This is a genomic window from Pseudomonas sp. NMS19W, assembly GCF_051554255.1.
GTDB classification, from domain to species: domain Bacteria; phylum Pseudomonadota; class Gammaproteobacteria; order Pseudomonadales; family Pseudomonadaceae; genus Aquipseudomonas; species Aquipseudomonas kribbensis.
Genome location: NZ_CP136718.1, coordinates 5939320 through 5961449, shown reverse-complemented (window position 1 = coordinate 5961449; position 22130 = coordinate 5939320). Strand labels below are relative to the sequence as shown.

The window sequence follows — 22130 nt, the reverse complement described above, 5'->3', positions numbered from 1 at the left end:
TGGCTCTGTCGGAATTCTTGCCGCAGGCATACTATGCGCGCCATGCAAATATCCTCTGAACACCCGCTGCTGTTACGTATCGTCGACGACCTGGCCGAGCGTGGCTGGTCGCAGCAGAACATATTCCTGCCTGCGGATCTGACCCGCGCGCTGGCCGCCGAGTGCCGTAAACGTGAGGCCGAAGGTGAACTGGCACCGGCGGGCGTCGGACGCGGGCCGTTTTCGGAGGTCCGCGAGGGCATTCGCGGCGACCATATCCAATGGATCGATCCCGGTCAGGCCGAGGCCAGCGACCGTTATCTGAACCTGATGGACAGCCTGCGCGAGGCGCTCAATCGCGGACTGTTCCTCGGTCTGGAAGATTTCGAATGCCATTTCGCCCTGTACCCGCCGGGTGCGTTCTACCGCAAGCATGTCGACCGTTTTCGCGACGATGACCGGCGCATGGTCTCGGCGGTGATCTACCTCAACGACGGCTGGCTGCCGGAGGATGGCGGGCAATTGCGCATGTATCTGGAGGGTGATCGGGTCCATGACGTGCAACCCACCGGCGGTTGTCTGGTGGTGTTCCTCTCCGGCGAAGTGCCCCACGAAGTGTTGCCGGCGCAGCGCGAGCGCTTGTCGCTGACCGGCTGGTTCCGCCGTCGCGGCAACGAGCCGTTCTGAGATGCAGAAGATCCTCGTCAGTCGCTGCCTGCTCGGCCATCGCGTGCGTTACGACGGTGGGGCCAGCGGGCCGTTCGATCTGCTGGAACAGTGGATTGCCGAGGGACGCGTCGTACCGTTGTGCCCGGAAGTGGCCGGCGGCTTGCCGACGCCTCGGGCGGCGGCGGAGATTCCGGGCGGGCAGGGCAGTGAAGTGCTCGACGGCCTTGCGGCGGTGATCACCACCGAAGGCGAGGACGTCAGTGCGCAGTTTCTCGATGGCGCCCGCCAGGCGCTGGAGCTGGTGCAGAAACACGGAATTCGTGTGGCGGTGCTCAAGGCCAACAGCCCTTCCTGCGGGAATCTGCTGACCTATGACGGGACGTTCAGTGGGGTGAAGGTGAGTGGCGAAGGGGTAACTGCCGCGTTGCTGAAGCGCCATGGGGTGCAGGTCTTCAGCGAACTCGAACTGCCGCAGGCTGCACAGGCGCTCAAGGCACTCGACTAGACCATCACTTCAGGTCTTCAGTGGTCTTCACGCTCAACCACTTCTTCGACAACGCCTCCAGCCGCCCATCCGCCCTGATCCGCTGCAACGCATTCTCCAGACTCGCCTGAAACGCCGGGTTGCCCTTCTGAAACGGAATCGCCAGATCCACCGGCGGTCCGACCTTAGGTTTCTCTTCCGTCAGCGCCTGGACCAGCACCAGCGGGCGGGGTTGTTCATCCTTTTTCGCCAGCAGCTGCGCATTGACCTGCGTGTAAGGTTGGCTCACGTCGAAACGATCCTTGAGTTCCGGGGTCAGTGCTATGTGGTTGAGCGCGACGTCGTACTTGCCGCTTTCGACGCCCTGGAGCAGATCGGCTTCGTCGGTGACGATGAAGTCGGCGCGCACATCCAGCTCGTTGGCCAGCTGTTGCCCAAGCTCGACCTCGAACCCCGTGAGTGTGTCGCCGTCCTTGAAATTGAAGGGCGGTGTATTAGCCTCTAGGGCTATGCGCAACTCGCCACGGTCGTTGACGTCATCAATCAGTTCGGCGTGAGCCAGAGGGCTCAGAAGGGGTAGCAGGCAGATCAGGCCAGGCAGAAAACGCATGGTCACTCCTTTGAAATCATTGTCGCGGCCTGTTGGTCAGGCTCGCTTTGCTATGGTTGTCGAGTGCCTTCGACAACGAATGGTCATGAAGTTGTCATGACCGCGCGGATTTTACGGAAAAACTGGAGAAGAGAATGAAAACATTCATGTCACGTGCTGCTTTGGCGGGTTTGCTGATGGGCGTTTCGGTGCTGGCCAGTGCGGCCACGCCGGCGCCGAAGGGAGCCGAAGTGTTCATCGTTTCTCCCGAAGACGGAGCAAAGGTTTCGCAGACCTTCACCGTCAAGTTCGGCACCAAGGATGTCGCGCTGGCACCGGCCGGTGATGCCACGCCGAATACCGGTCACCACCATCTGCTGATCGACGCCAAGGAGATTGTTCCGGCCGGCGCAGTGGTGCCGACCGACGCCAACCACATGCATTTCGGCAAGGCCCAGACGTTCGCCGAGATCAAACTGGCGCCAGGCAAGCACACCCTGCAGCTGGAGCTGGGCGACAAGAACCACATGGCTTTCGACCCGCCCGTGGTCTCGAAGAAAATCACCATCACCGTCGAATAAAAAAGGAGCCCTTCGGGGCTCCTTTTTTATCAGTTGCGAGCTACAAGCTACGAGCTTCAAGCCAAAGCGCTTTTCACTTGCCGCTTGATACTTGTTACTCGTAGCTGCTCTTAAAACAACACACGGCTACGGATGGTGCCGTTGACGTGTTGCAGCTTCTCTTGCGCCAGCTCCGAGTACTCGGCGTCGACGTCGATCACCACGTAGCCAACCTTCTCGTTGGTCTGCAGGAACTGACCGGAGATGTTGATGCCGTTTTCGGCGAAGACCTTGTTGATCTCGCTCATCACACCCGGGATGTTCTCGTGGATGTGCAGCAGACGGTGCTTGCCAGGGTGAGCCGGCAGGGCTACTTCCGGGAAGTTCACCGACGATACCGAAGTACCGTTGTCGCTGTACTTGACCAGTTTTTCTGCCACTTCCAGACCGATGTTGGCCTGCGCTTCAGCGGTGGAACCGCCGATGTGCGGGGTCAGGATCACGTTGTCCAGGCCACGCAGCGGGCTTTCGAACTCTTCGTCGTTGGAACGCGGCTCGACCGGGAACACGTCGATGGCGGCGCCGATCAGGTGCTTGTCCTTGATCGCAGCAGCCAGGTGATCCAGCTCGACCACGGTGCCGCGTGCAGCGTTGATCAGGATGCCGCCTTTCTTGATGGCGCGGATTTCCTTCTCGCCGATCATCCACTGGGTCGCAGCGGTTTCCGGAACGTGCAGGGTGACGATGTCGGACATGCCCAGCAGCTCGTGCAGGTTGCCGACCTGGGTCGCGTTGCCCAGTGGCAGCTTGGTCACGGTGTCGTAGAAGAACACCTGCATGCCCAGACCTTCAGCCAGGACCGACAGCTGAGTACCGATCGAGCCGTAGCCGACGATGCCCAGTTTCTTGCCACGGATCTCGAAGGAGTTGGCTGCGGACTTGATCCAGCCGCCACGGTGGCAGGAAGCGTTTTTCTCGGGGATGCCGCGCAGCAGCAGGATCGCTTCGGCCAGCACCAGCTCGGCCACGGAGCGGGTGTTGGAGTACGGTGCGTTGAACACGGCGATGCCGCGCTCGCGGGCCGCTTCCAGGTCGACCTGGTTGGTGCCGATGCAGAAACAGCCGACTGCGACCAGCTTCTTCGCGTGATCGAAGATCTCTTCGGTCAGTTGGGTGCGCGAACGAATGCCGATGAAGTGAGCGTCAGCGATCTTTTCCTTGAGCTGGTCTTCCGGCAGGGAGCCAGTCAGGTATTCGATGCTGGTGTAGCCCGCCGCCTTGAGGACGTCGACAGCCGATTGGTGGACGCCTTCGAGAAGAAGGAACTTGATCTTGCTCTTATCGAGAGAAGTCTTGCTCATCTGCGTAAACCTGTATCCCGGAGAAAAATGGCAGGAAATGGTCAACAGACATTGACCTTGACGACAAGAAAGCCGTCACCGCAGAACCGCCGTTGGGCACTGGCCTGCGGGGTCGGTATGCTAGCATAGCCGCCCCGCTAATCACTCATTCCTGCGACGTGAAGCGTTCTCAGGATGACCATGAATTGTTCGAGAGTTCTGTCGATGACCAATCCTGCCCTGATTGATGAACTGAAGACCCTGGTCGAGCCTGGCAAGGTCCTGACCGATGCCGACTCCCTGAACGCGTACGGCAAGGATTGGACCAAGCACTTCGCCCCGGCGCCGAGCGCCATCGTGTTTCCCAAGACCATCGAGCAAGTGCAGGCCATCGTCCGCTGGGCCAACGAACATAAAGTGGCGCTGGTGCCGTCGGGCGGGCGCACCGGTCTTTCCGCCGCTGCCGTCGCCGCCAATGGCGAAGTGGTTGTCTCGTTCGACTACATGAACCAGATTCTCGACATCAACCTCACCGACCGCACCGCCGTTTGCCAGCCGGGCGTGGTCACCGAGCAATTGCAGAACGCGGCCGAAGAACATCACCTGTACTACCCGGTGGACTTCGCTTCCGCCGGTTCCAGCCAGATTGGCGGCAATATCGGCACCAATGCCGGCGGGATCAAGGTCATTCGTTACGGCATGACCCGCAACTGGGTGGCGGGCATGAAAGTGGTCACCGGCAAGGGCGATGTGCTGGAACTGAACAAGGACCTGATCAAGAACGCCACCGGTTATGACCTGCGCCAGCTGTTCATCGGCGCCGAAGGCACCCTCGGGTTTGTGGTCGAAGCCACCATGCGTCTGGATCGTGCACCGAAAAACCTCACCGCGATGGTCCTCGGCACCGCCGATTTCGATTCGATCATGCCGGTGCTGCACGCCTTCCAGGGCAAGCTCGACCTGACCGCGTTCGAATTCTTCTCCGACAAGGCATTGGCCAAGGTCATGGGCCGTGGCGATGTCCCGGCACCGTTCGAGACCGACTGCCCGTTCTACGCCTTGCTGGAATTCGAGGCGACCACTGAAGAAGTGGCCAACAGCGCCCTGGAAACCTTCGAGCACTGCGTGGAGCAGGGCTGGGTGCTGGACGGCGTGATGAGCCAGAGCGAAACCCAGTTGCAGAATCTGTGGAAGTTGCGCGAGTACATCTCCGAAACCATCTCCCACTGGACGCCGTACAAGAACGACATCTCGGTCACCGTTTCGAAAGTCCCGGCGTTTCTGCGGGAAATCGACGCGATCGTCGGCAAACATTACCCGGATTTCGAAATCGTCTGGTTCGGCCATATCGGCGACGGCAACCTGCACCTGAATATCCTCAAGCCGGACAACTTGAGCAAGGACGAGTTTTTCGCCAAGTGCGCCACCGTCAACAAGTGGGTGTTCGAAACCGTCGAGAAGTACAACGGTTCGATCTCCGCCGAACACGGTGTGGGCATGACCAAGCGCGATTACTTGACCTACAGCCGCTCGCCGGTGGAAATCGAATACATGAAAGCGGTCAAGGCGGTGTTCGACCCGAACGGCATCATGAACCCGGGCAAGATCTTCGCGGTTTGATTGGCAATCCCTGATGAATCAATGAAGGCAGGAGTCGGTAATGAGCTATCAGCACCAGTATGTCGACGGTACGCGGATTCATTTTCCGCTGGGGAAAGTGGTGTGCATCGGCCGTAACTACGCCGAACACGCCAAGGAACTGGATAACCCGGTCCCTACCGAGCCGCTGCTGTTCATCAAGCCGGGCAGTTGCGTGGTGCCGCTGGAAGGCGGTTTCAGCATTCCGACCGAGCGCGGCTCCGTGCATTACGAAGCGGAAATCGCCGTGTTGATCGGCAAACCGCTGTCGACCAAACCGAGTCGTGAGGAAGTGCTGGACGCGATCTCAGGTTTCGCCCCGGCGCTGGACCTGACCCTGCGCGACAAGCAGGCCGAACTCAAGTCCAAAGGCCTGCCGTGGGAAATCGCCAAGTCGTTCGACGGTGCGGCGGTGATTGCCCCGTTCGTGGCCAGCAGCACCTTCCCTGACCTGACCGACATCGGCATCCGCCTGACCATCAATGGCGAAGTGCGCCAGGACGGCAACAGCAGTGCGATGCTCAACCCGATCGTGCCGATGATCCAGCACATGGCCGGCTGCTTCTCGCTGCAGGCCGGTGATGTGATCCTGACCGGCACGCCGGTGGGCGTGGGGCCGTTCAACGTCGGCGATGACATCGTGCTGGAACTGCCGGGCGCCAGTCGCTTCACCAGCAGCGTGCGCTGACTGCAACTCTGAGAAAAACTGTGGGAGCGAGCTTGCTCGCGAATGCGTCAGGTCAGTCGACATCGTCGTTAACTGATCTATCGCATTCGCGAGCAAGCTCGCTCCCACATTTGTTTTTGTGGTGCCGCCCGCAAAGGCATAAGGCAATCCCGCCATTTGCCGTTTTTTTCACATCTTGTCCGGATAATTCCGGTCATCCTGGCGTCTGAGCCGGCCTCTTTGTGCTATTACCCATAGCCTGAATTTTCGGAACGCGTCCTCTGATGTCATCTCAAACTCAGCTCAACCCTGCCCGTCGTTCACGTTTCGCCCTGCGCTGGTATTACTGGCTGTTGCTGGTGGTCGCTGCCGCTTACGGTCTGGCGCATGCCATGCATTGGGACGACCGCGGCCTGCTCTGGGTGCGCGAGCGCTTCGAAAGCCCGACCGAGCGCAAGGAAAGCGTCTGGCTGCCGGACTATCGGGTGGTGATCGACGGCAAACTGCTGCCGGGCATGGAAAAGGACGAGGCCTCGGACCTGTCCTACGACCCGCAGACCAAGACCCTGTTTTCGGTGATGGGCAAGAATCCGTTCCTGGTCGAGCTGACCTTGCAGGGCGACGTGCTGCGCAAGATGCCGCTGGTGGGCTGGAGCAATCCTGAAGGTGTGACCGTGCTGGGCAATGGCCTGGTGGCGATTGTCGATGAGCGCGAGCACATGCTGTCCATCGTCAAGGTCGACGCCGCGACCCGAGAACTGAAGCGCGACGATTTCCCGAAATACGACCTCGGCCCGTCGAAAAACCAGAACAAGGCCTTCGAAGCCATCACCTGGGACGCCCGCAATCAACGACTGTTGCTGGGCGAAGAGCGTCCACCGGCGTTGTTCACCTGGAAAAGCGACGGCAGCCAGACCCTCACCGGCGACAAGCAGAAGCTGCCGAACGACGACCTGGACATCCGCAACCTCTCGGCACTGGCCATTGATCCGCGTACCGGCCATACCCTGGTGCTGTCCGCCGACTCGCACCTGCTGCTGGAGCTGGACGAGAAGGGCGAACAAGTCAGCTTCATGACCCTGCTCGGCGGTTTCAACGGCCTCAAGAACACCATTCCCCGCGCCGAGGGCGTGACCATGGACGAGCAGGGCACGCTGTACATGGTCAGCGAGCCGAACCTGTTCTACCGCTTCGAAAAGCAGAAATAACCAGCCCGCCGCCGCAAGGTTGTCGTTCCGGGCAAGTGGCCTTTAAGCTTCGATTCAGACAGGCGTGATATTTCATCCGCCTGTTTTGATCCCGAGCCCAGCCCGCATGCGTCGATTTGCCCGTCCCAAGCCACTTCTGATCATCCTTTCGGTGATTGCCCTAATCGCACTGATTGCGATCGGCCAATACCTGCGTCTGTTCGAGCGCGCCTGGTTCAACCTGCAAAGTCACTGGCAGCCCCATAGCATTGAAGCGATCAATCTGGATCAGTACCGCGTGGACATCGAGGCCCGGACAATTGAGGGGTTGAACGACGATGTCTCGGCGCTGACCTACGATCCGGTGCGCAAGAGCCTGTTCACCGTCACCAACAAGAATGCCGAGCTGATCGAGCTGTCGCTGGAGGGCCGGATCCTGCGCCGTGTCGCGCTGATCGGCTTCGGCGATGCGGAGGCGGTGGAGTTCATCAGCGCCGATACCTATGTCATCAGCGATGAGCGTCAGCAGCGGTTGATCAAGATTCATCTGGAGCAGGGCACGACGTACCTCGATGCGGCGGACGCCGAGCAGATGACGCTCGGCGTGCACATGAGCGGCAACAAGGGTTTCGAAGGCCTGGCCTACGACTCGGTGGGCAAGCGCCTGTTCGTGGCCAAGGAGCGCGACCCGATGCTGATTTACGAAGTGCACGGCTTCCCACACTTCAACCCGGAGAAGTCCTACGCAGTGCATGTGATCAACAACCCCAAGCGCGATGCCGGGATGTTCGTGCGTGACCTGTCGAGCCTGCAATACGACGAGCGCAGCGGCCATCTGTTGGCGCTGTCGGACGAGTCGCGGCTGATTCTGGAACTGGATGTGGACGGGCGCCCGTTGAGCACGATGTCGTTGAGCGGTGGCCGGCAAGGACTGAAGAAAACCGTGCCGCAGGCGGAAGGCATTGCGATGGATGATGACGGGACGTTGTATCTGGTGAGCGAGCCGAATCTGTTTTATGTCTTCAGAAAACCAGAGCAGAACTGACATTCTTCTTTGAACCCCTGTGGGAGCGGACAGGCTCCCACAGGTTCTTCAGGCTTACTCGGCCTTCAGGGTCTTCACACCTTCGCTGGTTCCCAGCAACAGCAGATTCGCCGGGCGCGCCGCGAACAGGCCGTTGGTGACCACGCCGACGATCGCATTGATCTGCGCTTCCAGCTCCACCGGGTTGGTGATCTGCAGGTTGTGCACGTCGAGGATGATGTTGCCGTTGTCGGTCAGCACGCCTTCACGGTAGACCGGGTCGCCGCCCAGCTTCACCAGTTGGCGGGCGACGTGGCTGCGAGCCATCGGAATCACTTCCACCGGCAGCGGGAACGCGCCGAGCACCGGCACCAGTTTGCTGCCGTCGGCGATGCAGATGAAGGTCTTGGCCACGGCCGCTACGATCTTCTCGCGGGTCAGGGCTGCGCCGCCGCCCTTGATCAGGTTCAGGTGCGCGTCGCTTTCGTCGGCGCCGTCGATGTAGAACTCCAGGTCGCTGACGGTGTTCAGTTCGTACACCGGAATCCCGTGGCCCTTGAGGCGCGCGGCGGTGGCTTCGGAGCTGGCGACCGCGCCATCGAACGCACCCTTGTGCTGGGCGAGGGCGTCGATAAAGCAGTTGGCGGTGGAGCCGGTGCCGACGCCGATGATGCTCTTGTCGTCGAGTTTCGGAAGGATGAAGTCGACGGCGGCCTGGGCTACGGCCTGTTTGAGTTGATCCTGGGTCATGCGGGCTCCGGAAGCGGGCAAGGTAAGAACGGAAAGGCCGGCATTATAGCCGCAAGCCGGGCTAAAACCTCTGCAATCGTGTGGTCGTCCGGCCGAAAGCCGGGTTAGACTCGTTGATCCCGCTCAACCGCCAGTGATGCTTTCCGATGCTCGAACAGTACGTCAAGAAGATCCTCACCTCGCGCGTTTATGACGTTGCCGTAGAAACCCCGCTGCAGAACGCTCGCCAGCTCTCCGAGCGGCTGGGCAACGACATCTGGCTCAAGCGCGAAGACTTGCAGCCGGTGTTCTCGTTCAAGATTCGCGGCGCCTACAACAAGCTGACCCAGTTGAGCGACGAAGAACGTGCCCGTGGCGTGGTCACCGCGTCGGCGGGCAACCATGCGCAGGGCCTGGCCCTGGCGGCGAAAGTACTGGGCGTAAAGGCGACCATCGTGATGCCCAAGACCACCCCGGAGATCAAGGTCGAAGGCGTGCGTTCCCGTGGCGGCAAAGTGGTGCTGCACGGGGATTCGTTCCCGGAAGCCCTGGCCTACTCGCTGAAACTGGTCGATGAAAAAGGCTACGTCTACATCCACCCGTACGACGATCCGCACACCATTGCCGGGCAGGGCACCGTGGCGATGGAAATCCTGCGCCAGCATCCGCAGCCGTTGGACGCGATCTTCGTGCCGGTGGGCGGCGGCGGCCTGATCGCCGGCATCGCGGCTTACGTGAAATACCTGCGGCCGGACATCAAGGTCATCGGCGTCGAGCCCGACGACTCCAACTGCCTGCAGGCGGCGATGGCGGCGGGCGAACGCGTGGTGCTGCCGACCGTGGGCATCTTCGCCGACGGCGTGGCGGTGGCGCAGATCGGCCAGCACACGTTCGATATCTGCAAGGATTACGTCGATGAAGTGATCACCGTCAGCACCGACGAGATCTGCGCGGCGATCAAGGACATCTACGACGACACCCGTTCGATCACCGAACCGGCCGGCGCCCTGGGTGTGGCCGGGATCAAAAAGTACGTCGAACAGCGCGGCGTCAGCGGCAAGACTTTCGTCGCCATCGATTCCGGGGCCAACGTCAACTTCGACCGCCTGCGTCACGTCGCCGAGCGTGCAGAGCTGGGCGAGGGCCGCGAAGCGATCATCGCCGTGACCATCCCGGAGCAGGCCGGCAGCTTCAAGGCGTTCTGCGAAGCCATCGGCAAGCGCCAGATCACTGAATTCAACTATCGCTACAACACCGGCAGCGAAGCGCACATCTTCGTCGGCGTGCAGACTCACCCGGAAAACGATCCGCGCAGTGCACTGCTGGCGAGCCTGACCGAACAGGGTTTCCCGGTACTCGACCTCACCGACAACGAACTGGCCAAGCTGCACATCCGCCACATGGTCGGCGGGCGCGCGGCGCAGGTGGTCGATGAAGTGGTGCTGCGTTTCGAGTTCCCGGAGCGTCCGGGCGCGCTGTTCAACTTCCTCAACAAGCTCGGCGGGCGCTGGAACATCTCGATGTTCCACTACCGCAACCACGGCGCGGCGGACGGTCGTGTGGTCGCCGGCCTGCAGGTGCCTCACGACGAGCGACATCTGGTTCCCGCAGCACTGGCGGAAATCGGCTACCCGTACTGGGACGAAAGCGACAACCCGGCCTATCAGCTGTTTCTTGGCTGAGCGGCTACGCTGATGGGCAGGCCATAAGGAAATTCGACAATGGAAACGTTAACTGCCCTGAAAACGGCGCACATGGTCGCCACCGTGGTTTTGCTGGCGAGTGCGCTGGGGCTGGGTGTCTGGGTTTTGCTGGCCCGGCGCAAGGGTGATGCGACGGCGGGCAGCCGCACCTTGCAGCGGCCACGGGTGTTTGTCTGGCTGCTGATGGGCCTGGCGCTGCTGAGCATGCCGTTCACCGGCTGGTGGATGGTGCATCTGGTGGGCTGGCCGTTGGGGCAGACGTGGATTCTGGCCTCCAGCGTGCTGTACACCGTGGCGGCGCTGGCGTGGTTCTGGCTGCTGGTGCGCTTGAATCGCTTGCGCAAGACGCCGGGCGGCGTCGGCCGGTTCAGCTTTGCCCTGGCGTTGTTCAGTTTTGTCTGCTTTGTCGCGATTGCCGGGTTGATGGGCGCCAAGCCGGTTTAAGGCCCGGCGCCCGATCTTGAGATCAATCGCGCAGCGAGATGACCGACCAGCCACGCTTCTCGGCTTCAGCCCGCAGATTCGGGTCCGGATCAACAGCGACCGGGTTCACCACCTGCTCCAGCAGCGGCAAGTCATTCATCGAGTCGCTGTAGAAGTAGCTGTCTTCCAGCGAATGCCCGGTCTCTTCCAGCCAGCGGTTCAGGCGCGTCACCTTGCCTTCGCGGAAGCACGGCACGTCGGTGCTGCGGCCGGTGTAGCGGCCGTCCTGCATCTCGCACTCGGTGGCGATCAGGGTTTCAACGCCCAGGCGCACGGCAATCGGTGCGGTGACGAAGCGGTTGGTGGCGGTGATGATCACCAGTTTGTCGCCGGCATCGCGGTGCTTTTTCAGCAGCTCGACCGCTTTTGGCAGCATCAGTGGCTCGATGCAGTCACGCATGAAGTCGCTGTGCCATTGCTCGAGCACGGCCATGTCAGTGCGGCCGAGGATTTCCAGGCAGAAGTTCAGGTACGCGGCGTTATCCAGTTTGCCCGCCAGGTAATCCTGGTAGAACTCGTCGTTGCGCGCCTTGTAGGCGATCGGGTCGAGGAAGCCGCGTTCACACAGATAATCGCCCCAGGCGTGATCGCTGTCGCCGCCCAGAAGGGTGTTGTCCAAATCGAATAAAGCCAGGCGCATTGCAGTTACCCGCTGAAAAGTCAGTAAAAAGGCCACAAGAATACGGTCTTTTCACAAGAGTGCACATAAGCTCGGAACCTTCGTTGCCGCCTTCACAAGCTTTGTGGAACAATGCGGCGACATGCGTTTGCGAGGTTGTTGCCGTGATCGACCCCGATGGTTTCCGTCCTAATGTCGGGATCATTCTGACGAATGACGCCGGACAGGTGCTATGGGCTCGCCGTATCAATCAAGATGCCTGGCAGTTTCCACAGGGAGGAATCAATCCCGAGGAGACGCCGGAAGACGCCTTGTACCGCGAGTTGAACGAAGAAGTGGGCCTGGAACGCGAAGATGTTGAAATTCTCGCCTGTACCCGGGGCTGGTTGCGCTATCGTTTGCCGCAACGTCTGGTGCGAACCCACAGCCAACCGCTGTGCATCGGCCAGAAACAGAAGTGGTTTCTCCTGCGCCTGATCTCCAACGAGCAGCGGGTGCGGATGGATTTGACCGGTAAACCGGAGTTCGATGGCTGGCGCTGGGTCAGCTATTGGTATCCGCTGGGCCAGGTGGTGACATTCAAGCGCGAGGTGTATCGCCGCGCTCTCAAAGAGCTTGCCCCGCGCCTTTTAGCGCGCGACTGACGACGGAGTTCGACCCCGAGCCATGCTCAATACGCTGCGCAAGATCGTCCAGGAAGTTAACTCCGCCAAGGATCTCAAGGCGGCGTTGGGGATTATTGTGTTGCGCGTCAAAGAGGCCATGGGCAGCCAGGTCTGCTCGGTCTATCTGCTTGATCCCGAGACCAACCGCTTCGTCCTGATGGCCACCGAGGGCTTGAACAAGCGCTCGATCGGCAAGGTCAGCATGGCACCCAACGAAGGTCTGGTCGGCCTGGTCGGCACGCGTGAAGAACCCCTGAACCTCGAAAACGCCGCGGATCACCCGCGCTACCGCTACTTCGCCGAAACGGGCGAGGAGCGCTACGCCTCGTTCCTCGGGGCGCCGATCATTCACCACCGCCGCGTCGTCGGCGTGTTGGTCATCCAGCAGAAAGAACGCCGCCAGTTCGATGAAGGTGAAGAAGCCTTCCTCGTGACCATGAGCGCGCAGCTCGCCGGCGTAATCGCCCACGCCGAGGCCACCGGGTCGATCCGTGGCCTGGGCCGTCAGGGCAAGGGCATCCAGGAAGCCAAGTTCGTCGGTGTGCCGGGTTCGCCGGGCGCGGCGGTCGGTACGGCGGTGGTCATGCTGCCGCCTGCCGACCTCGATGTCGTGCCGGACAAGTCTGTCGACGACATCGATGCCGAAATAAAACTGTTCAAGAAGGCGCTTGAAGGCGTGCGCGCCGACATGCGCAACCTGTCGACCAAACTGGCCACCCAGTTGCGTCCGGAAGAGCGCGCGTTGTTCGACGTGTACCAGATGATGCTCGATGACGCGTCCCTCGGTAACGAAGTCAAAACCGTGATCAAGACCGGTCAGTGGGCCCAGGGCGCGCTGCGTCAGGTGGTGACCGACCACGTCAACCGTTTCGAGTTGATGGACGATGAATACCTGCGTGAGCGGGCGTCGGATGTGCGTGACCTCGGTCGTCGTCTGCTGGCCTACTTGCAGGAAGACCGCACCACCAACATGGTTTTCCCCGACAACACCATCCTGGTCAGTGAAGAGCTGACCGCCACCCAGCTCGGTGAAGTGCCGGAAGGCAAGCTGGTGGGGTTGGTTTCGGTACTGGGTTCGGGTAACTCCCACGTCGCGATCCTGGCCCGGGCCATGGGTATTCCGACGGTGATGGGTGTAGTCGACTTGCCGTACGCCAAGGTCGATGGCATCCCGATGATCGTCGACGGGATCAAGGGCGAAATCTACACCAACCCGAGCGAAGTGCTGATCAAGCAATTCGCCGACGTGGTGGAAGAAGAGAAACAACTGGCGCTGGGCCTCGATACCCTGCGCGACTTGCCGTGCGTGACCCTCGACGGTCACCGCATGCCGCTGTGGGTCAACACCGGCCTGCTGGCGGACGTGGCGCGGGCGCAGAAGCGTGGGGCCGAAGGTGTCGGCCTGTACCGCACCGAAGTGCCGTTCATGATCAACCAGCGCTTCCCGAGCGAGAAGGAACAGCTGGCGATATACCGCGAACAGCTCGCGGCGTTTCACCCGCAACCGGTGACCATGCGTACGCTGGACATCGGCGGTGACAAGGCGCTGTCGTACTTCCCGATCAAGGAAGACAACCCGTTCCTTGGCTGGCGCGGGATCCGCGTCACCCTCGACCACCCGGAAATCTTCCTGGTGCAGACCCGTGCGATGCTCAAGGCCAGCGAAGGCCTGAACAACCTGCGGATCCTGTTGCCGATGATCTCCGGCATCCATGAGCTCGAAGAAGCGTTGCACCTGATCCACCGGGCCTGGGGCGAAGTGCGCGACGAAGGCACCGATGTGCCGATGCCGCCGGTGGGCGTGATGATCGAGATTCCGGCGGCGGTCTACCAGACCAGAGAACTGGCGCGGATGGTGGACTTCCTGTCGGTGGGTTCCAACGACCTGACCCAGTATCTGCTGGCCGTGGACCGCAACAACCCACGCGTGGCCGACCTCTACGACTATCTGCACCCGGCGGTGCTGCAAGCCTTGCAGATCGTCGTGCGTGACGCCCATGCCGAAGGCAAGCCGGTGAGCATCTGCGGCGAGATGGCCGGTGACCCGGCGGCAGCGGTGCTGTTGATGGCGATGGGTTTCGACAGTTTGTCGATGAACGCCACCAACCTGCCGAAGGTGAAGTGGATGCTGCGTCAGATCAACCTGAGCAAGGCGAAGGATCTGCTGGCGGAACTGATGACCATCGACAACCCGCAAGTTATCCACAGCTCGCTGCAACTGGCGCTGAAGAGTCTCGGGCTGTCGCGGATGGTCAAACCGCTCTGAACAGAAGATCGCAGCCTTCGGGCTGCGATTTTCAGAGATTGATCTCCACTTCCCCCAGATGCCCGCCATACGGCCCGAAACTGCGCTCCACCATCCGCCGCGTCCCGTCCGCCTGCACGATCAGCGCCGTACTCGCCCGGGTCCCGTAACTCTGGCTGGCAATGAACACACTCGACAGCAACGACTCGGTCGCCAGCCCCACGCCGGTGTCCGGCAGCTCGGCGAACGGTGCCGTCTGCGCATCCCCCAGCAGCGCGAGCAATTGCTCGGGCTGCGGATCATCCAGCACCGCACTCAATGCCGCCTTGGCCTTGAGCAGTTTCGGCCACGGCGTATCCAGCCCCGCGTTTGAAAGTCCATAAATGCCCGGCTGCAACATCACCGGTTCCGAAGACCGGGCGTTGAAATGCCACAGCTCGTTGGCATTGCCCAGCAGCAGATTGAAACCGGCATATTCCGGCGAACGGGCGACAACGTCGGACAGATAGTCATCGATCGACAGGTTTCCGGTCAGAAATCCCGCCACCAGTTCACCCCGGGAGCGCCGGGCCGGTGGTTGATGCGGATCGCGGATGTTGGTCAGCGCGGCAAAACGGCCGTTGGCGCCGAGGCCGAGCCAGGTGCCGCCCGCCTCCAGATCCCGTCCGGCATGGACGTGCGGCGACTCGGGCCACTGGGCCAGCGGCAGACTGGGCCGGGCGTAGAATTCGTCACGGTTGGCCGCGACGATCAGCGGCTGGGCATGCCCCGGCCGCCAGGCGAAAACGATCAGGCACATAAGGTGGTCCTTGTGTGTTTTCTGCCCACTCTACGCAGACATCGTCCGTGCATCCATCGCCAGTGGAGCCGAAGGGTATCCATCCGTTACCATGCCGCTCCGGTTTTGGGATGCGCCTCTGGAGGCAGTCATGGAATTTCTGCTCTATCTGGCGCTGGGTGCCTGTGCAGGCGTACTGGCGGGGCTGTTCGGGGTTGGCGGCGGGATCATCATCGTCCCGGTGCTGGTGTTCAGTTTCACCTTGCAGGGTTTCGATCCGTCGATCCTGACCCACCTGGCCGTCGGCACGTCGCTGGCGACGATCATTTTCACCTCGGTCAACGCCGTGCGTGAACATCATCGACGCGGGGCGGTGCGCTGGCCGATTTTCGCCTGGATGACCGTGGGGATCCTGCTGGGTGCCGGTTTCGGCGCGCTGACCGCCGAAGCGATCTCCGGGCCCAACCTGCAGAAGATCATCGGTGTGTTCGCCCTGGTGATCGCGGCGCAGCTGGCGCTGGACGTCAAACCCAAGGCCAGCCGAACGGTGCCCGGCAAATTCGGTCTGACCGTGGCCGGCAGTGTGATCGGCTGGGCGTCGGCGATTTTCGGCATTGGCGGCGGCTCGCTGACCGTGCCGTTCCTGACCTGGCGCAGCGTGCCGATGCAGCAGGCCGTAGCGACCTCGTCGGCCTGTGGCCTGCCGATCGCTTTGGCAAGTGCAATAAGTTTCATGATTCTGGGCTGGCATGATCCTTTGCTGCCGGCCCATAGTCTCGGGTTTGTGTATCTGCCGGCGCTGCTGGGCATTGCGCTGACCAGCATGGTGTTCGCCCGGATCGGCGCGCGGCTGGCGCACAAGTTGTCGCCGAAGTTGCTGAAACGGCTGTTCGCCGCTTTGCTGTTCTGCGTGGGACTGAGCTTTCTGTTCTGAGGCGTCTGTTCCGAGCAGGCCACAATCCTGGCTTAATCCTGAGGTGGCAGCGTCGCCCGGGAATTTTGAAGATTTGAACTCTAACGAGGAGTCGCAATGCTGCCTTACCCGCAGATCGACCCGGTGGCCCTGGCCATCGGTCCGCTGAAAATCCATTGGTACGGCCTGATGTATCTGGTCGGCATCGGCGGTGCGTGGCTGCTGGCGTCGCGCCGGCTCAACCGTTTCGACCCGACCTGGACCAAGGAGAAACTCTCCGACCTGGTGTTCTGGCTGTCGATGGGGGTGATTGTCGGCGGGCGACTGGGCTATGTGCTGTTCTACGATCTGAGCGCCTACATCGCCAACCCGACGCTGATTTTCGAAGTGTGGAAGGGCGGCATGTCGTTCCATGGCGGCTTCATCGGCGTGATGCTGGCGGCCTTGTGGTTCGGCAAGCGTAACGGCAAGTCGTTCTTCCAGCTGATGGACTTCGTGGCGCCGATGGTGCCGATCGGTCTGGGCGCCGGGCGTATCGGCAACTTCATCAACGCCGAGCTGTGGGGCAAGGCCACCGACGTGCCGTGGGCCATGGTGTTTCCGCCGTTCAGCGACCCGGCGCAACTGCCGCGTCACCCGTCGCAGCTGTATCAGTTCGCGCTCGAAGGCGTGGCACTGTTCCTGATCCTCTGGCTGTTCTCGCGCAAGCCGCGGCCAACCATGGCGGTCTCGGGCATGTTCGCGCTGTTCTATGGCATCTTCCGTTTCATCGTCGAATTCGTCCGCGTGCCGGACGCGCAACTGGGCTACCTGGCCTGGAACTGGCTGACCATGGGCCAGATCCTCTGCGTACCGATGATCATCGGCGGGCTGTTCCTGATCTGGCTGGCCTACCGCCGTGCCCCGTCGGCGCCGGTTGCACCGACAGCTTAAAATATTCGAACCCTGGCGCAGTCGGCCGGGGTTCAAGGACACAGGTAACTCATGAAGCAATATCTCGATCTGGTGTCGCACGTCATCAACAACGGCACCAAACAGGCCAACCGTACCGGCGTGAACACCATCAGCTTTCCGGGCGCCATGCTGCGCTTCGATCTGCAGGAAGGTTTCCCGGCGATCACCACCCGCAAGATGGCCTTCAAGTCGGCCATCGGCGAGATGTGCGGCTTTCTGCGTGGCGTGAACAACGCCGCCGAATTCCGTGCGCTGGGCTGCAAGGTCTGGGATCAGAACGCCAACGAAAACGCCCAGTGGCTGGCCAACCCGTTCCGCCAGGGCGAAGACGACCTCGGCGAAATCTACGGTGTGCAATGGCGCAAATGGCCGGCGTACAAGCAGATCCCGCTGAGCAACACCGCCGCCATCGAACAAACCCTGAGCAACGGCTACAAGCAGATTGCCCAGGGCGAAGAAGACGGCCAGGCCTACGTGGTGTTGTACAAAGCCATCGATCAGGTGCGCCAGTGCGTCGACACGATCATCAAGGACCCGGGCAGCCGCCGCATCCTGTTCCACGGCTGGAACTGCGCCCAGCTCGATGAAATGGCCCTGCCACCGTGCCATCTGCTGTACCAGTTCCACCCGAATGTCGAGACCAAAGAGATTTCTCTGACCCTCTACATCCGCTCCAACGACCTGGGCCTGGGCACACCGTTCAACCTCACCGAAGGCGCTGCGCTGCTGAGCCTGATCGGTCGCCTGACCGGCTACACGCCGCGCTGGTTCACCTATTTCATCGGTGACGCCCACGTCTACGAAAACCACCTCGACATGCTCAACGAACAACTCAAGCGCGAGCCGTTCGCCATGCCGAAGCTGAAGATTTCGGATCGTGTGCCGGAATTCGCCAAGACGGGTGTTTACCAGCCGGAATGGCTGGAGCTGGTGGAGCCGAGCGACTTCTCGCTGGAAGGCTACGAGCACCATGCACCGATGACCGCGCCGATGGCAGTCTGACGAGCAATACGCAAAACCCCTGTGGGAGCGGGCTTGCTCGCGAAGGCAGTGTTTGAGTCGATAGAGATGTTGGCTGATACACCGCTTTCGCGAGCAAGCCCGCTCCCACATTTGGTTCTGAGTAAGTATCAATGGCCGTGACTGCGGCCCACATGCGAATGCTCCACTTCCGTCGCCACAACCCCGCCACTCACCTCCAGCCGCTGCAGGATCCCGCATTGATCCGCCTCCGGCCCTTCGCCACAACGCTGGCGCAGGTCGAGCAGTTGCGTCTGCAACGCCAGCAACCCGTCGATCCGCGCCTTGACGTGCTGGATGTGCTCGTCGATCAGCGCATTCACGCTTTCGCACTGATCCTGCGGGCTGTCGCGCAAGGCGAGCAGGCTGCGGATTTCTTCGAGGGTCATGTCGAGGGTGCGGCAGTTGCGGATGAAGGTCAGGCGCTCGGCATGGGCCTGGGTGTAGACGCGGTAGTTGCCGTCGCTGCGGGCCGGTTCCGGCAGCAGGTTTTCGCGCTCGTAGTAGCGGATGGTTTCCACGGCGCAATCGGTCTGTTTCGCCAGTTCTCCGATCTTCATGACGGCAATCTCCAAAAGGGTGCTTGACCCTATAGTGGCTACAGGGTCTTTACTTGGCAACAGGCACCTTCATGGACGCGACCAATGAGCGATTCCCAGCACACCCACAAATCCCACGCGGGACACGACCACAGCCACAAATTGCAGCCTGTGCATAAACATGACCACGGCGCTGATTCCTGCTGTGCATCAAAAGCCGCGGCGCCGTCGCTGATTCAACTGAGCGAAGCGAAAAGCGCCGACGCCCGGTTGAGCAGTTTCCGCATCGAGGCGATGGACTGCCCGACCGAACAGACGCTGATCCAGAACAAGCTCGGCAAACTGGCCGGGATCCAGCAACTGGAATTCAACCTGATCAACCGCGTACTTGGCGTGACCCACAATCTGCCGGACACTGCGCCGATCATCGACGCGATCAAATCCCTCGGCATGCAGGCCGAGCCGCTGGAGGCGGGCGTTGATGCCCCGGCCGCCGCCCCGGTGAAAAAACACTGGTGGCCACTGGCGCTGTCCGGCGTCGGTGCGCTCGCTGCCGAAGTGATCCACTTCACCAGCGCTGCTCCAACCTGGGTGGTGGCGATCATCGCGCTGATCTCGATCCTCAGCGGCGGCCTTACCACCTACAAGAAGGGCTGGATCGCCCTGAAGAACCGCAACCTCAACATAAACGCCCTGATGAGCATCGCCGTGACCGGCGCCGTGTTGATCGGCCAGTGGCCGGAAGCGGCGATGGTGATGTTCCTGTTCACCGTGGCCGAGCTGATCGAAGCGCGCTCGCTGGACCGCGCACGCAACGCCATCAGCGGTTTGATGCAGATGACGCCAGAACAGGCGACTGTGTTGCAGGCTGACGGCAACTGGGTCGAACTGGATGTGAAAAGCATCGACCTCGGCGCCCGCGTGCGGGTGAAACCCGGCGAGCGCATCGCGCTGGACGGTGAAGTCGTCAGCGGCAGTTCGACTATCGACCAAGCGCCGATCACCGGTGAAAGCCTGCCGGTGGAAAAAACCGTCGGCGACAAAGTGTTCGCCGGCACCATCAACCAGGCCGGTTCGCTGGAATACACAGTGACCGCAGCGGCGAACAATTCCACCCTGGCGCGGATCATCCACGCCGTGGAACAGGCGCAAGGCGCACGTGCGCCGACCCAGCGCTTCGTCGATCAGTTCTCGAAAATCTACACCCCGGTGGTCTTCGTTCTGGCCCTGGCCGTGGCGATCATCCCGCCGCTGTTCATGGGTGCCGCGTGGTTCGACTGGATCTATCGCGCGCTGGTGCTGCTGGTGGTCGCGTGCCCGTGCGCACTGGTGATTTCCACCCCGGTGACCATCGTCAGCGGCCTCGCCGCAGCAGCGCGCAAAGGCATTCTGGTCAAGGGCGGCGTGTACCTGGAGGGCGGTTTCAAGCTCGACTATCTGGCCCTCGACAAGACCGGCACCATCACCCACGGCAAACCGGTGCAGACCGATTACCTGTCCCTCGACCCGACTGCCGACGCCACAGCCCCGGCCATTGCCGCCGCGCTGGCCGGGCGTTCCGATCACCCGGTGTCGCTGGCCATCGCCAATGCCGCTGTGGATAAAGGTTTCGCGCCGCTGGTTGTGGATAACTTCGAAGCCCTGGCCGGGCGCGGTGTGAAAGGTGAGGTCAACGGTCAGGCCTACCATTTGGGCAACCACCGTCTGGTGGAAGAGCTGGGCCTGTGCTCGCCGCAACTGGAAGAAAAGCTGTTCGCGCTGGAGAAACAGGGCAAGTCCGTGGTGTTGCTGCTCGACCGTTCCGGCCCGCTGGCGCTGTTCGCCGTGGCCGACACGGTCAAGGAAACCAGCCGCGAGGCGATCCGCCAGTTGCACGATCTGGGCGTGAAAACCCTGATGCTGACCGGCGACAACGTCCACACCGCGCAGGCGATTGCGGCGCAGGTCGGGATTGATCAGGCCAAGGGCGACTTGCTGCCCACCGACAAACTGCAAGCCATCGAGGACCTGTACGCGCAGGGCCGTCGGGTCGGCATGGTCGGCGACGGCATCAACGATGCGCCGGCACTGGCTCGGGCGGAGATCGGTTTTGCGATGGCAGCGGCCGGTACCGATACGGCGATTGAAACCGCCGATGTCGCCCTGATGGACGATGATCTGCGCAAGATTCCGGCGTTCATCAGCCTGTCCCGCAACACGGCCAGCATCCTGAAACAGAACATTGCGTTGGCATTGGTGATCAAGGCTATCTTTCTTGGGGTAACCTTCGCCGGGCTCGCCACCATGTGGATGGCGGTGTTTGCCGACATGGGCGTAAGCCTGCTGGTGGTGTTCAACGGTTTGCGCCTGCTGCGCAAATAGAGGAAGAGGGACATTTGTGCTGAGTGCCGAGCTGAAAGCGTTTTACATGGTGGCCCGCCTGGGCAGCATCACGCTGGCGGCGAAAAAGCTCGGCCTCAGCCAACCGACCGTGACCACCCAGATCCGCAATCTGGAAAGCCAGTATTCGGTGGAGCTGTTCTACCGTGGTGGCCGCCGCCTGAGTGTCAGCGATGAAGGCGCGCGGCTGTTGCCGATGGTCAAGGCGCTGTTGCAGCAGGAGGCCGATATCGAGTTCTTCCTGCGCAACAGCGGCCAGGTTCAGGGCACGCTGCGCATCGCCGCCACGGCGCCGTATTACATCCTCGATCTGGTGAAGACCTTCCGCGAGCGCCTGCCGCAGGTGGAAGTGTCGGTGGAAATCGGCAATTCACAGCAAGTGCTCGAAGCGCTGGAGGATTACCGGGTGGATGTCGCGGCCTCGTCGCAGTTGCTCGACGATGCGCGGCTGATCCGCCGGGTGCTCGGCAGTGATCCGCTGGTACTGGCGGTGCATCGCAATCATCCGCTGGCGGCGCACGACCATGTGACGCTGAGCGCGCTGGCCGGGCATACCCTGTTGATGCGCGAGCCGGGCTCGACCACCCGTCGGCTGACCGAAGAGTTGCTGGCCGGCGCGGGAGTCAGTTTCGGACCGTTGCTGGAGATCGGCAGCCGCGAGTCGATCCGCGAGGCGGTGTTGCGCAACATCGGCATCAGCATCATTGCCCGCCAGGAAGTGCCGCACGATCCGCAGTTGCGGGTGCTGACCCTGGAGAATGCGCCGCAGATTCCCGAATACCTCTACTGTCTCAAGGAACGCAAGAATGCGCGCTTGCCGGCGGCGTTTCTCGGGCTGGCGCAGGAAATGTCTCCGGCCTGATAAACCAAAATCCCTGAATACCACTATCGGTCGTTTTTGCCTCGTTGCCATATGACCGACGCATTACAACTCTAGGATTCGTCTCATCTGCTTGATGAGGCCTG

At 61.5% G+C, this 22130-nt stretch carries 22 protein-coding genes; 16 read left to right on the top strand and 6 right to left on the bottom strand.

Annotation, left to right across the window (positions count from 1 at the left end):
- Nucleotides 1–33 precede the first annotated feature (33 nt).
- Together R1A29_RS27390 and R1A29_RS27385 are read left to right on the top strand one after the other, a co-directional pair.
- Nucleotides 34–666 (top strand): 2OG-Fe(II) oxygenase, encoded by a 633-nt coding sequence (locus tag R1A29_RS27390; protein WP_085709011.1) that lies wholly within the window; start codon nucleotides 34–36, stop codon nucleotides 664–666.
- A 1-nt stretch (nucleotide 667) separates the two neighbouring features.
- Nucleotides 668–1153, top strand: a complete 486-nt coding sequence (locus R1A29_RS27385) for a DUF523 domain-containing protein (protein WP_192559234.1) — start codon at nucleotides 668–670, stop codon at nucleotides 1151–1153.
- A gap of 4 nt (nucleotides 1154–1157) precedes the next feature.
- On the opposite strand, the gene R1A29_RS27380 is transcribed toward R1A29_RS27385, so the two are convergent.
- Nucleotides 1158–1742 (bottom strand): transporter substrate-binding domain-containing protein, encoded by a 585-nt coding sequence (locus tag R1A29_RS27380; RefSeq protein ID WP_438300075.1) that lies wholly within the window; start codon nucleotides 1740–1742, stop codon nucleotides 1158–1160.
- 134 nt (nucleotides 1743–1876) lie between these two features.
- Between R1A29_RS27380 and R1A29_RS27375 the strand changes: the two genes are divergently transcribed.
- Nucleotides 1877–2302, top strand: a complete 426-nt coding sequence (locus tag R1A29_RS27375; RefSeq protein ID WP_085709014.1) for a DUF4399 domain-containing protein — start codon at nucleotides 1877–1879, stop codon at nucleotides 2300–2302.
- Between the two features lie 110 nt (nucleotides 2303–2412).
- Here the strand turns inward: R1A29_RS27375 and serA are convergent, their stop codons facing one another.
- Nucleotides 2413–3642, bottom strand: a complete 1230-nt coding sequence (gene serA, locus R1A29_RS27370) for a phosphoglycerate dehydrogenase (RefSeq protein ID WP_085709015.1) — start codon at nucleotides 3640–3642, stop codon at nucleotides 2413–2415.
- A 204-nt stretch (nucleotides 3643–3846) separates the two neighbouring features.
- On the opposite strand from serA, the gene R1A29_RS27365 reads away from it, so the two are divergent.
- The 4 genes from R1A29_RS27365 (at nucleotide 3847) to R1A29_RS27350 (ending at nucleotide 8158) form a co-directional block, all read left to right on the top strand.
- The gene (locus R1A29_RS27365) at nucleotides 3847–5241 is read left to right on the top strand and encodes an FAD-binding oxidoreductase (protein ID WP_085709016.1); all 1395 of its coding nucleotides are present in this window, start codon (nucleotides 3847–3849) and stop codon (nucleotides 5239–5241) included.
- A 40-nt stretch (nucleotides 5242–5281) separates the two neighbouring features.
- A complete protein-coding gene (locus tag R1A29_RS27360; RefSeq protein ID WP_438300074.1) occupies nucleotides 5282–5947 on the top strand; it encodes a fumarylacetoacetate hydrolase family protein in 666 nt (221 codons plus the stop codon).
- A gap of 263 nt (nucleotides 5948–6210) precedes the next feature.
- A complete protein-coding gene (locus R1A29_RS27355; protein WP_438300073.1) occupies nucleotides 6211–7134 on the top strand; it encodes an SdiA-regulated domain-containing protein in 924 nt (307 codons plus the stop codon).
- Nucleotides 7135–7240: 106 nt separating this feature from the next.
- On the top strand, nucleotides 7241–8158 hold the full coding sequence (locus tag R1A29_RS27350) for an SdiA-regulated domain-containing protein (protein WP_438300072.1): 918 nt from the start codon (nucleotides 7241–7243) through the stop codon (nucleotides 8156–8158).
- 54 nt (nucleotides 8159–8212) lie between these two features.
- Here the strand turns inward: R1A29_RS27350 and rpiA are convergent, their stop codons facing one another.
- A complete protein-coding gene (gene rpiA / locus R1A29_RS27345) occupies nucleotides 8213–8887 on the bottom strand; it encodes a ribose-5-phosphate isomerase RpiA (RefSeq protein WP_438300071.1) in 675 nt (224 codons plus the stop codon).
- A 146-nt stretch (nucleotides 8888–9033) separates the two neighbouring features.
- Here rpiA and ilvA point away from each other — a divergent pair, with 146 nt between their 5' ends.
- Together ilvA and R1A29_RS27335 are read left to right on the top strand one after the other, a co-directional pair.
- A complete protein-coding gene (ilvA, locus tag R1A29_RS27340; protein WP_114886161.1) occupies nucleotides 9034–10548 on the top strand; it encodes a threonine ammonia-lyase, biosynthetic in 1515 nt (504 codons plus the stop codon).
- A gap of 39 nt (nucleotides 10549–10587) precedes the next feature.
- A complete protein-coding gene (locus R1A29_RS27335) occupies nucleotides 10588–11013 on the top strand; it encodes a DUF2269 domain-containing protein (RefSeq protein ID WP_119427503.1) in 426 nt (141 codons plus the stop codon).
- Nucleotides 11014–11035: 22 nt separating this feature from the next.
- Here the strand turns inward: R1A29_RS27335 and R1A29_RS27330 are convergent, their stop codons facing one another.
- Nucleotides 11036–11692 carry an HAD family hydrolase gene (locus R1A29_RS27330; protein ID WP_085709023.1) on the bottom strand — a complete coding sequence of 219 codons (657 nt, stop codon included), beginning with the start codon at nucleotides 11690–11692 and terminating at the stop codon, nucleotides 11036–11038.
- A 143-nt stretch (nucleotides 11693–11835) separates the two neighbouring features.
- Here R1A29_RS27330 and R1A29_RS27325 point away from each other — a divergent pair, with 143 nt between their 5' ends.
- Nucleotides 11836–12315, top strand: a complete 480-nt coding sequence (locus R1A29_RS27325) for an RNA pyrophosphohydrolase (RefSeq protein WP_003229203.1) — start codon at nucleotides 11836–11838, stop codon at nucleotides 12313–12315.
- Nucleotides 12316–12337: 22 nt separating this feature from the next.
- Nucleotides 12338–14602, top strand: coding sequence for a phosphoenolpyruvate--protein phosphotransferase (ptsP, locus tag R1A29_RS27320; RefSeq protein ID WP_085709024.1), 2265 nt, complete (start codon nucleotides 12338–12340; stop codon nucleotides 14600–14602).
- A 31-nt stretch (nucleotides 14603–14633) separates the two neighbouring features.
- On the opposite strand, the gene R1A29_RS27315 is transcribed toward ptsP, so the two are convergent.
- On the bottom strand, nucleotides 14634–15380 hold the full coding sequence (locus R1A29_RS27315; RefSeq protein WP_438300070.1) for an NRDE family protein: 747 nt from the start codon (nucleotides 15378–15380) through the stop codon (nucleotides 14634–14636).
- Nucleotides 15381–15510: 130 nt separating this feature from the next.
- On the opposite strand from R1A29_RS27315, the gene R1A29_RS27310 reads away from it, so the two are divergent.
- From R1A29_RS27310 to R1A29_RS27300, 3 genes are all read left to right on the top strand, one after another.
- Complete coding sequence (locus R1A29_RS27310) at nucleotides 15511–16293, top strand: sulfite exporter TauE/SafE family protein (protein ID WP_134828427.1); 783 nt, start codon at nucleotides 15511–15513, stop codon at nucleotides 16291–16293.
- 96 nt (nucleotides 16294–16389) lie between these two features.
- Nucleotides 16390–17205, top strand: coding sequence for a prolipoprotein diacylglyceryl transferase (gene lgt / locus R1A29_RS27305; RefSeq protein WP_065258902.1), 816 nt, complete (start codon nucleotides 16390–16392; stop codon nucleotides 17203–17205).
- A 51-nt stretch (nucleotides 17206–17256) separates the two neighbouring features.
- Nucleotides 17257–18228, top strand: coding sequence for a thymidylate synthase (locus tag R1A29_RS27300; RefSeq protein WP_011336420.1), 972 nt, complete (start codon nucleotides 17257–17259; stop codon nucleotides 18226–18228).
- A gap of 128 nt (nucleotides 18229–18356) precedes the next feature.
- On the opposite strand, the gene cadR is transcribed toward R1A29_RS27300, so the two are convergent.
- Nucleotides 18357–18806, bottom strand: a complete 450-nt coding sequence (gene cadR, locus R1A29_RS27295; RefSeq protein WP_064600182.1) for a Cd(II)/Pb(II)-responsive transcriptional regulator — start codon at nucleotides 18804–18806, stop codon at nucleotides 18357–18359.
- Nucleotides 18807–18890: 84 nt separating this feature from the next.
- Between cadR and R1A29_RS27290 the strand changes: the two genes are divergently transcribed.
- Both R1A29_RS27290 and R1A29_RS27285 read left to right on the top strand, forming a co-directional pair.
- On the top strand, nucleotides 18891–21146 hold the full coding sequence (locus tag R1A29_RS27290) for a heavy metal translocating P-type ATPase (protein WP_438300069.1): 2256 nt from the start codon (nucleotides 18891–18893) through the stop codon (nucleotides 21144–21146).
- A gap of 16 nt (nucleotides 21147–21162) precedes the next feature.
- Nucleotides 21163–22026: a LysR family transcriptional regulator gene (locus R1A29_RS27285; RefSeq protein WP_102619666.1), complete on the top strand. Its 864-nt coding sequence runs from the start codon at nucleotides 21163–21165 to the stop codon at nucleotides 22024–22026.
- Nucleotides 22027–22130: the final 104 nt, after the last annotated feature.

Excerpts from the sequence above, each read along its gene's own strand:
- R1A29_RS27390 (WP_085709011.1), top strand. The coding sequence starts at position 34 with ATGCGCGCCATGCAAATATCCTCTGAACACCCGCTGCTGTTACGTATC.
- R1A29_RS27385 (WP_192559234.1), top strand. The coding sequence starts at position 668 with ATGCAGAAGATCCTCGTCAGTCGCTGCCTGCTCGGCCATCGCGTGCGT.
- R1A29_RS27380 (WP_438300075.1), bottom strand. The coding sequence starts at position 1,742 with ATGCGTTTTCTGCCTGGCCTGATCTGCCTGCTACCCCTTCTGAGCCCT.
- R1A29_RS27375 (WP_085709014.1), top strand. The coding sequence starts at position 1,877 with ATGAAAACATTCATGTCACGTGCTGCTTTGGCGGGTTTGCTGATGGGC.
- serA (WP_085709015.1), bottom strand. The coding sequence starts at position 3,642 with ATGAGCAAGACTTCTCTCGATAAGAGCAAGATCAAGTTCCTTCTTCTC.
- R1A29_RS27365 (WP_085709016.1), top strand. The coding sequence starts at position 3,847 with ATGACCAATCCTGCCCTGATTGATGAACTGAAGACCCTGGTCGAGCCT.
- R1A29_RS27360 (WP_438300074.1), top strand. The coding sequence starts at position 5,282 with ATGAGCTATCAGCACCAGTATGTCGACGGTACGCGGATTCATTTTCCG.
- R1A29_RS27355 (WP_438300073.1), top strand. The coding sequence starts at position 6,211 with ATGTCATCTCAAACTCAGCTCAACCCTGCCCGTCGTTCACGTTTCGCC.
- R1A29_RS27350 (WP_438300072.1), top strand. The coding sequence starts at position 7,241 with ATGCGTCGATTTGCCCGTCCCAAGCCACTTCTGATCATCCTTTCGGTG.
- rpiA (WP_438300071.1), bottom strand. The coding sequence starts at position 8,887 with ATGACCCAGGATCAACTCAAACAGGCCGTAGCCCAGGCCGCCGTCGAC.
- ilvA (WP_114886161.1), top strand. The coding sequence starts at position 9,034 with ATGCTCGAACAGTACGTCAAGAAGATCCTCACCTCGCGCGTTTATGAC.
- R1A29_RS27335 (WP_119427503.1), top strand. The coding sequence starts at position 10,588 with ATGGAAACGTTAACTGCCCTGAAAACGGCGCACATGGTCGCCACCGTG.
- R1A29_RS27330 (WP_085709023.1), bottom strand. The coding sequence starts at position 11,692 with ATGCGCCTGGCTTTATTCGATTTGGACAACACCCTTCTGGGCGGCGAC.
- ptsP (WP_085709024.1), top strand. The coding sequence starts at position 12,338 with ATGCTCAATACGCTGCGCAAGATCGTCCAGGAAGTTAACTCCGCCAAG.
- R1A29_RS27315 (WP_438300070.1), bottom strand. The coding sequence starts at position 15,380 with ATGTGCCTGATCGTTTTCGCCTGGCGGCCGGGGCATGCCCAGCCGCTG.
- R1A29_RS27310 (WP_134828427.1), top strand. The coding sequence starts at position 15,511 with ATGGAATTTCTGCTCTATCTGGCGCTGGGTGCCTGTGCAGGCGTACTG.
- lgt (WP_065258902.1), top strand. The coding sequence starts at position 16,390 with ATGCTGCCTTACCCGCAGATCGACCCGGTGGCCCTGGCCATCGGTCCG.
- R1A29_RS27300 (WP_011336420.1), top strand. The coding sequence starts at position 17,257 with ATGAAGCAATATCTCGATCTGGTGTCGCACGTCATCAACAACGGCACC.
- cadR (WP_064600182.1), bottom strand. The coding sequence starts at position 18,806 with ATGAAGATCGGAGAACTGGCGAAACAGACCGATTGCGCCGTGGAAACC.
- R1A29_RS27290 (WP_438300069.1), top strand. The coding sequence starts at position 18,891 with ATGAGCGATTCCCAGCACACCCACAAATCCCACGCGGGACACGACCAC.